The sequence below is a fragment of the Leptolyngbya cf. ectocarpi LEGE 11479 genome, from assembly GCF_015207065.1.
Taxonomy (GTDB): domain Bacteria; phylum Cyanobacteriota; class Cyanobacteriia; order Phormidesmidales; family Phormidesmidaceae; genus Leptothoe; species Leptothoe ectocarpi.
In genome coordinates this window covers 1-7,018 of record NZ_JADEXP010000335.1, presented here as the reverse complement: position 1 = coordinate 7,018, position 7,018 = coordinate 1, and the positions used below count along the sequence as shown (strand labels likewise).

Genomic DNA, 7,018 nt, shown 5'->3' with positions numbered 1-7,018 from the left:
GCATACAGATGCAGGGGCGTCGCATGATTTGATCGACACGAATAAAATGAGGAGACCTACCTTTAGCAATTACGTTATAAATAATATCTCGTTCCGTAAGAATGCCATAGGGACCTTGTTCGTAAAACTCTTCTACGATTAGAGATCGCACCCGCTTAGTCCGCATCAGCCAAATAGCATTTTCCACCGTAGCCGAACTGCGAATAACAATAACCGGCTTGGTCATAATGTCTTTTACAAATAACATAACCGACCTCCCTGAGCAGTGAGTCTAATGTAGAGTAGCCAGATATTCTAACTACTCTATTTTTATGCCAAAAGTTTGAGGAACCTGTGAGGAGACGTCCCATTAACGTGATTGTTTTAGAGGAATTAGCGTCATACTATCCCGCAACAGCCTTAGACCAGCAATAGCGACTACTAAAAACTCCAGACGTCCGAGCACCATACCAATAATTTCAGTCCATAGAACACCAGCAGGTGCCTCTGGACTGGTAATTCCTATTGATAATCCGACAGTGCTCAAACTACTAATAAATTCAAATAGGCTATCTTGCAACGAATATCCATAGGCTGTCAGCAAGCCTGTACCGATAACTAACCTGAAAAACCATACGGGCTACCTGGGCCACCATCAAGTTCAACGTGTCTTCCCCCGTCACCGCTAACAAAGCATCGGCTCGATGAATATCAGCCTGACGCAACACCGATAGCTCAGCCGCATCTCCCACCTGCTGAAACCCACCAAAATCACTGGATAACGCTCGAAACGCAGCTTCATTTATATCCACCACTACGACACTATGGCCTAACTGACTCAATCGGTTAGCCAATGCAGCCCCCAACCGGCCACAGCCAACAACCAATATATAAAGAGATTGAGACATGCCGTTACTAAGCTATAGAGCTACCACCCAGCACAACTTCCTTTAAAGGTCGACGTAATGAGTGTGGCATCTCGGGACCGCGACCAAATCGCACCACAAGGTCCGGACGACCCTCGCCAATTCTTAACCAATTTGCGAATTGAGCCCGCAGATCAGGGACCTCAACTGGTGGATTACAAAAAGCCGTTTGAAGCCCCAGGACCGTTGCCTGCAGTGCAAACCGTTCGTAGCATTGACCAACTTCAACCCACTGGGCTTTACTGCTAACATCGGAGAAAAATACAGCAATGCCCGATGAACTCAGAATATGTTTTTTGTCTTTTTTATTCTGGCTTCCTGGCGTTAGTGCCAACCGTAGAATGAGATCGCCAATAACCTTTGGCACATCTGGACTTCCCATAGAAAGACCGTAAAGGCCATCGCCTGTTGCTATAGCATGACTTTCACTAAAGCGAATCCATGACTTGAGTTCCTTAATCCACCCTGCATCATTCATCTGGGCAATGTTGCCTTTGGCAACAAAGTTGGCAATTGTCTCTTTTTGATCATGCTTGGTAAACAGTAGAACCGAAACACCGTTACCTTTTGCTGCACGTTTAAGCTGCTGCTGCTCTTGGACCGTTACTTTGGAACCATCATAGAGCGTACGACTACACTGTCTGTTAGGAATGGCCTCGAATAGCTGAGATCGCACTATGGGCCCCTCTTCAAACTTAACCTTGACCGCCGATGTAGCCTGATCAAATGAAACTCGGCTTTGCAGACCAGCGACCGCCGCCGCCTCAATTAAATTGGTCGCTGCGCACCCCAAACTAACATAAAGATGATGATCATCTGGATCAACGGCTGGACAGCGTCGTGTCAAATCGGGAAATATCCAGATCAGTCCCGGCTCTATATTGAACTTCCAAGGTTGAGTATTGTGACTAGAGGCAGCTAACGTCGCATACCTGACAAGGTTGATATAGTCATAGGCAACATCCTTGAGATCATAATGCCGCCAAGTTTTAGATACAACATCTTGGTAACCCATAGTGCCCCCTGGTTGTTTCTACACTCCAGGAATAGACTTCGATAGCTTTATCCACCTAGCCAAATCTAATCAGTTCAGAGCCTGTTAACTCAGGTTGTTTCCCTTGGAGTAGAGGCTCTAAAACTGCTCGAATCCGTTCTGCATTGGGTGGACAGCCAGGTAAGTAACAATCTACCGACACCACCTGATGCACAGATATCACCTGGTTTAGTAATGTGGGTACCAGTTCTCCTTGAGGAAGTTTTGGCTGAATGTCTACCTCTAGATAGGCGCGATTGAGAACAGATTCGGCTGACTCCGATGCACCCAATGTGTTGCGGATGGCGGTGACATTGCCAGTGATTGCACAGTCACCAAAGGAGATCAGAAATTTGGTGCGATCGCGAATCTGATGGATCATTTCTAGATGGTCTTGGTTTGCGATCGCACCCTCCACCAATGCCACATCCACATAGTCAGGATAGGTCTTAATATCTGCCAGAGGACTGTAGACTAACTCCACCTGACTAGCCAACTCAAACAGCCACTCATCCAAGTCGAGAAATGACATGTGACAACCAGAACACCCTCCCAGCCAAACTGTCGCCAGTTTAATTTTTGCCATGGTCTGTTTCCCTTCCCCTTATCTAGCTAAGCAGAGTTCTTTTCCTTACACCCGCAATATAGGTAAAAACTTTGAGGAACTTGGGAAGACAGTCCATTTATCTAATCCACTGTTGTTGCTGACGAGCCGTCGTAATAAAGCTAAGCTGTTCTCGATCATGCTGCATTTCTCCAACAGTCGATCCTCTATAAAATAAAGCTCCTGTCGGACAAGCATTCACACACTTACCACAGGACGTACAGCTACTTGCCTCTCCCCAAGATTGGTTCAAATCGCTGATCACATGGGACGTACGGCCTCGTCCAGCCATATCCCACGTATGAGCACCTTCTACCCCATCACATACTCGGATACAGCGCGTACAAAGCACACAGCGATTGTGATCAATCCCAAAACAAGCATGTGAAATATCCACCTTACGATCTGGAAACTGATAGGTCAGACCAACATGATCGATGCCCATATCCACTGCTAGATCCTGCAGCTCACAATTGCCATTAGAGACGCAGACAGCACAGACATGATTTCCTTCAGCCAGTAACAGTTCTACAATCATGCGTCGATAGCGCTGTAGCTTCTCAGTATGCGTCTGCACCACCATACCTTCTTGAACTGCAGTTACACAGGCGGGCAAGAGCTTAGACGTCCCCTCTACGTCCACTAAACAAAGGCGACAGGCACCTACAGTAGAGAGTCCCTCTAAGTGACAGAGGGTAGGAATCGCAATATTTGCATTCCTAGCTGCATCCAAGACGGTTTCTCCCTTACGGGCGCTAATAAGTTGCTTGTCAATAGTTAGCGTTTTAACAGACATTACAGTAGATACTATTTTTGGTAAGTAAATTGCCCTAGCACTTGCGAGAACAGTTCCTAAGCTAAGAAGTTAGGAACTCAGAAACTGATTAGTTCCAGCTCTAAGCTAACTTGAAAAGTTGAGAAACTTATGAAAGATAGGTTTACTGCCAGCGTATAGCCATATCTCTTACTCACCTAGGTATCAATGTGTAAACATTATAAGCAAAATCTTAAAAAGTATAAGATAATACAGGTGTAGGACAAATCGTTCATCTCTTCGTAAGAGGAGCCCTCCGAGAAGAGACGGAAGTAGGGAATCATCCCGAAGGAACGCGCCTCTCTTCGCTACATAGTCTAAGGAGGCGACATTATGTTGACTTATCGTGGTGTTTCTTATGAATACCAACCTACAGGTTTGACCACTAGCCCTACCGGTGATGTAGGGAAATATCGCGGCCAGGATATTCAATTCAGAGCAGTTGACAATCCCCCTCCCGTATATCCCTTTAAAGCAGAATTGGTTTATCGAGGTGTCGCTTACACCGTCGGTGCAACCGCACCTAAAGCGGTACCTGATGCAGCTGCTGCTAAAACAGCCCCTGTAGAGCTTCCATCGATTAATGCTTGGATGCGCAGCCTTGTTGTGAAACATCTGCGTAACATTCGTCGGCGTGAGCACTCTATGCTTGTCCGAGCTGCAGAGGAGATTGGTCTACCTGCCGAAGATGCTGCTGGGTATGAAAGCCATATTCAAGGCAAAGTCCCCCATGACTTTGCTGGCTACGACCGCAGTAGATCGGCAATGAGTTGAAAAGTCTGGCTAAGCTATTAGTCTGATAAGACATACAGTTTCTATCGCTAAACTGCTAGGCTCACCTTAAGGGTAATGGGTGAAGCTCCTGGGTCCCAATTCCCTTAGGGGATTGGGCTTTTCTGTATGGTTAAAATGCGGACTCTGATCCAGGTCCAACACGACAGTTTTAATCCTTTAAGTTGGATAAAAACAGTTTCAACTTATATTTCTCTGGGAGAAGGAGGATTCTATGAGCTTGGCGCGTTTTAGTAGTTTTTTAGCTGCAATCGTTATTGGGTTTGTGGCATGTGTATCACCTGTGAGTGCAGACTCCCGAGATAGCATTCCTAATACTCCCAACATCGATGCCATTTTTCAAGTTGAACCAGACTTTTTCGATCGTGGTCGGGAGCAGTTTGAGTTGGAAATTGAGAATTTGATGCAAAATCAACTCGATAATTCAGATGTACCCATTCTGACTATCGATGAATCAGTGTTGTTAGACACTGAAGCTTTTGAGCTGCTTGAGAAGCCGCCCATGTCTCCAGATGTTCGGTTTCAACTTAAACGTATTTTAGGAAATCGTAGAGTGGAATATTCTCCTCCCCCCTGACCGCTAAATTCCAATACCCGCGCACCATCAGCTACCCTATAAATAGACCCCTTACAGAAGGGAAAGAGAGCAAAGATGACGTAGATCCTGGTGTACCAAGAATTTTCATGTAATAGTGCAGCCTCACTATCACCAATGCTCAATTTCGTTTCAACAATATAGTCCTGATTACGGGCATAAATCGTTGCATCCAAAGGAAACTTTTGTTGAGCCTTGGGGTCCAAGCGCCAATGGTGATGCTGCCACTGTAATTGACCTTCCCTGGCCCAAAAGCGAAACGCTTGTTGAACACCATCGATAGGAAACCTGAGTTCCAGATAACTTAAGTCTTGGGAATGATGATAGGTTTGCCAAACCCATTGAACACCAGTTTTTTCGTCTGACATAGCAGCAAAATCCCAGCCGCCTGCCCAAAATAGCCATCGTCCAAAGGAATTTTCGCGATAGCCATGGCCAGCAATTTCAAAGGTTACTTTTTGTCTTAAGTCCCGAATATACCCTGAGACTTGAGTTCGAGGCCAAATGACATCAACCGTCCATTGTTCCCATGGCAGGAGCCCCATATCTCGACCGGTAACAGGCGTAGATACTCCACTGCTATGGGGAGAGTGATTTTGCCAATCTTCTTGTACAGTGAGCTGATATTCAATGCCACGGGTGCGTCCTTCTAACTGTAGGCTATTATTGGAATTCACTTGAAAAGTAGCCTGAAGATTTCTGACATCATCCTGGGCAGTGAGGGATTTAGTATCGGTGGAAAGTTGAGTCTGGTCGAAATCGAAATGTAGGAAATTTGAGATCTTATGACCATTGGAGAACATGCCTGCGATCGCAACACTCACCCCACTTGGCAACAGTGCCAATCGTTTTAACCAACGTACTCGTTGAGCAGCTGGATCAGCCATAACATAGCCAATGGACCCAGTAAAGGCTCCTCCATGGTCATGCACCATGCAGTAGTCCCATTCCAGCCTTAAGCGGCTGAGAGGGTCAAATGCCCGCTGCGTGGGCTGTAAAATATGCCATCCCAATTGTTTCTTATTGAGACTAAGCGTTGTGGACATAATCCGTCCTCGTAACCCTGGAACCTTAATCCGCTGAACTCATTAATGATGCAATTGTTTGTAATGCTTGAATCACCCCTTGCTCTGCCTGGGCTGATAAGGGATGACCGATTGTAAAATCGTTTGCAGGCACTTCAACCCACCAGGCTTTTGGGAAACGGCCATAGACAGATTGGGTCAGTGCCAATAATGAGCGAGGACTACAGGAGTGACCAAAACCAGGCAGTGTTGATCCTGTAGTTTCTGTGCCGCAGGCATCTAGTGGTTTAACTTGCACTGTGTCGGTATTTTTGAATTTACAGGCATCAACAAAAATGGTAACACTCGCTTTGGCAAGTTTACTGGAGAGTTCTGGAGTAAGCTGAGTGACTGAATAGGCCTCAAGACCAGGCGTTTTGAATTTCTGAAGTTGAGCAACTACTTTCTGGCCAATAGCATCATCTCCCTTATCAGGATTGCCATAACCAATCACAACAAAAGTAGGACTGGCCTCTGAGGAAAAACCGTCAATAGAGTATGCCATGGTACCTTCCTCTATTCATTTACTGATGCCTTATCTACTTACATTTTAGAATCATACTGATTCAACTCGATCAAGCTTTAACTAAACGTTGACGACAGTTGTTTGGCATCAGTTGCCATCACTGCAGTACTAACCTTCTGAATAGAGAGGATTATTTACCCTTGAGATCGCATCTCCATCGCAGCCAAATACTCATCTCGAAAATAGCGCAGCGTACTCAGCACCGGGTTCGGAGCTGCCTGGCCCAATCCACAGAGACTCGTGTGTTTCACCACATCACAAAGCAACACCAGCTGTTCTAGATCCGCTGGTGTTGCTCGATGCTCTTTAAACTTTGTCAACAGCTGATAGAGTTGTACCGTCCCAGCCCGACAGGGAATGCACTTCCCACAGGACTCATCCATGCAAAACTGCATAAAAAACTGAGCGACATCCACCATGTGGGTATACTCATCCATGACAATCATGCCGCCTGAGCCCATAATCGACCCCAGGTTTTTAAGCGATTCATAATCCACAGATGTGTCAAAGGCATCCGCAGGGATACAGCCCCCAGAGGGTCCGCCTGTTTGTACAGCCTTCACCTGGGCTCCATCTGGGGCACCCTGCCCCATCTCTTCTACAATCTCTTTGAGAGAAATTCCCATGGGTACTTCAATCAGTCCTGCATTTTTCACCTTGCCCGTGAGAGAAAATACTTTAGTGC

The 7,018-nt window shown here is 46.1% G+C and carries 11 protein-coding genes and 1 riboswitch; of the genes, 2 read left to right on the top strand and 9 right to left on the bottom strand.

Features of this window, described 5'->3' with window-relative positions; genetic code table 11:
* The 6 genes from IQ260_RS24860 to hoxU form a co-directional block, all read right to left on the bottom strand.
* A partial coding sequence (locus IQ260_RS24860) for a CBS domain-containing protein (protein ID WP_228016409.1) occupies positions 1-226 on the bottom strand: 226 nt, incomplete at its 3' end.
* A 123-nt stretch (positions 227-349) separates the two neighbouring features.
* Entirely contained in the window at positions 350-559 is a 210-nt protein-coding gene (locus IQ260_RS24855) for a potassium transporter TrkG (RefSeq protein WP_228016408.1), read from the bottom strand.
* Positions 549-887 carry a potassium channel family protein gene (locus IQ260_RS24850; protein WP_193995769.1) on the bottom strand — a complete coding sequence of 113 codons (339 nt, stop codon included), beginning with the start codon at positions 885-887 and terminating at the stop codon, positions 549-551. The genes IQ260_RS24855 and IQ260_RS24850 overlap by 11 nt, the downstream gene beginning before the upstream one ends.
* A gap of 7 nt (positions 888-894) precedes the next feature.
* Complete coding sequence (locus tag IQ260_RS24845; RefSeq protein WP_193995768.1) at positions 895-1,920, bottom strand: Acg family FMN-binding oxidoreductase; 1,026 nt, start codon at positions 1,918-1,920, stop codon at positions 895-897.
* A gap of 55 nt (positions 1,921-1,975) precedes the next feature.
* Positions 1,976-2,524, bottom strand: a complete 549-nt coding sequence (locus tag IQ260_RS24840) for an NADH-quinone oxidoreductase subunit B family protein (protein ID WP_193995767.1) — start codon at positions 2,522-2,524, stop codon at positions 1,976-1,978.
* A gap of 97 nt (positions 2,525-2,621) precedes the next feature.
* Positions 2,622-3,338, bottom strand: a complete 717-nt coding sequence (gene hoxU / locus IQ260_RS24835; protein ID WP_193995766.1) for a bidirectional hydrogenase complex protein HoxU — start codon at positions 3,336-3,338, stop codon at positions 2,622-2,624.
* A gap of 245 nt (positions 3,339-3,583) precedes the next feature.
* Positions 3,584-3,656: riboswitch (Glutamine riboswitch) on the top strand.
* 33 nt (positions 3,657-3,689) lie between these two features.
* Between hoxU and IQ260_RS24830 the strand changes: the two genes are divergently transcribed.
* Positions 3,690-4,130, top strand: coding sequence for a DUF4278 domain-containing protein (locus IQ260_RS24830; protein ID WP_193995765.1), 441 nt, complete (start codon positions 3,690-3,692; stop codon positions 4,128-4,130).
* 232 nt (positions 4,131-4,362) lie between these two features.
* Positions 4,363-4,725 (top strand): hypothetical protein, encoded by a 363-nt coding sequence (locus IQ260_RS24825; protein WP_193995764.1) that lies wholly within the window; start codon positions 4,363-4,365, stop codon positions 4,723-4,725.
* Here IQ260_RS24825 and IQ260_RS24820 read toward each other — a convergent pair.
* The 3 genes from IQ260_RS24820 to IQ260_RS24810 all read right to left on the bottom strand — a co-directional run.
* A complete protein-coding gene (locus IQ260_RS24820; protein ID WP_193995763.1) occupies positions 4,671-5,789 on the bottom strand; it encodes a hypothetical protein in 1,119 nt (372 codons plus the stop codon). The genes IQ260_RS24825 and IQ260_RS24820 overlap by 55 nt on opposite strands.
* 25 nt (positions 5,790-5,814) lie before the next feature.
* Positions 5,815-6,312, bottom strand: coding sequence for a hydrogenase maturation protease (locus tag IQ260_RS24815; RefSeq protein WP_193995762.1), 498 nt, complete (start codon positions 6,310-6,312; stop codon positions 5,815-5,817).
* Positions 6,313-6,467: 155 nt separating this feature from the next.
* On the bottom strand, positions 6,468-7,018 hold a 551-nt coding region (locus IQ260_RS24810; RefSeq protein ID WP_193995761.1), incomplete at its 5' end, for an NADH-ubiquinone oxidoreductase-F iron-sulfur binding region domain-containing protein.

Excerpts from the sequence above, each read along its gene's own strand:
- IQ260_RS24850 (WP_193995769.1), bottom strand. The coding sequence starts at position 887 with ATGTCTCAATCTCTTTATATATTGGTTGTTGGCTGTGGCCGGTTGGGG.
- IQ260_RS24845 (WP_193995768.1), bottom strand. The coding sequence starts at position 1,920 with ATGGGTTACCAAGATGTTGTATCTAAAACTTGGCGGCATTATGATCTC.
- IQ260_RS24840 (WP_193995767.1), bottom strand. The coding sequence starts at position 2,524 with ATGGCAAAAATTAAACTGGCGACAGTTTGGCTGGGAGGGTGTTCTGGT.
- hoxU (WP_193995766.1), bottom strand. The coding sequence starts at position 3,338 with ATGTCTGTTAAAACGCTAACTATTGACAAGCAACTTATTAGCGCCCGT.
- IQ260_RS24830 (WP_193995765.1), top strand. The coding sequence starts at position 3,690 with ATGTTGACTTATCGTGGTGTTTCTTATGAATACCAACCTACAGGTTTG.
- IQ260_RS24825 (WP_193995764.1), top strand. The coding sequence starts at position 4,363 with ATGAGCTTGGCGCGTTTTAGTAGTTTTTTAGCTGCAATCGTTATTGGG.
- IQ260_RS24820 (WP_193995763.1), bottom strand. The coding sequence starts at position 5,789 with ATGTCCACAACGCTTAGTCTCAATAAGAAACAATTGGGATGGCATATT.
- IQ260_RS24815 (WP_193995762.1), bottom strand. The coding sequence starts at position 6,312 with ATGGCATACTCTATTGACGGTTTTTCCTCAGAGGCCAGTCCTACTTTT.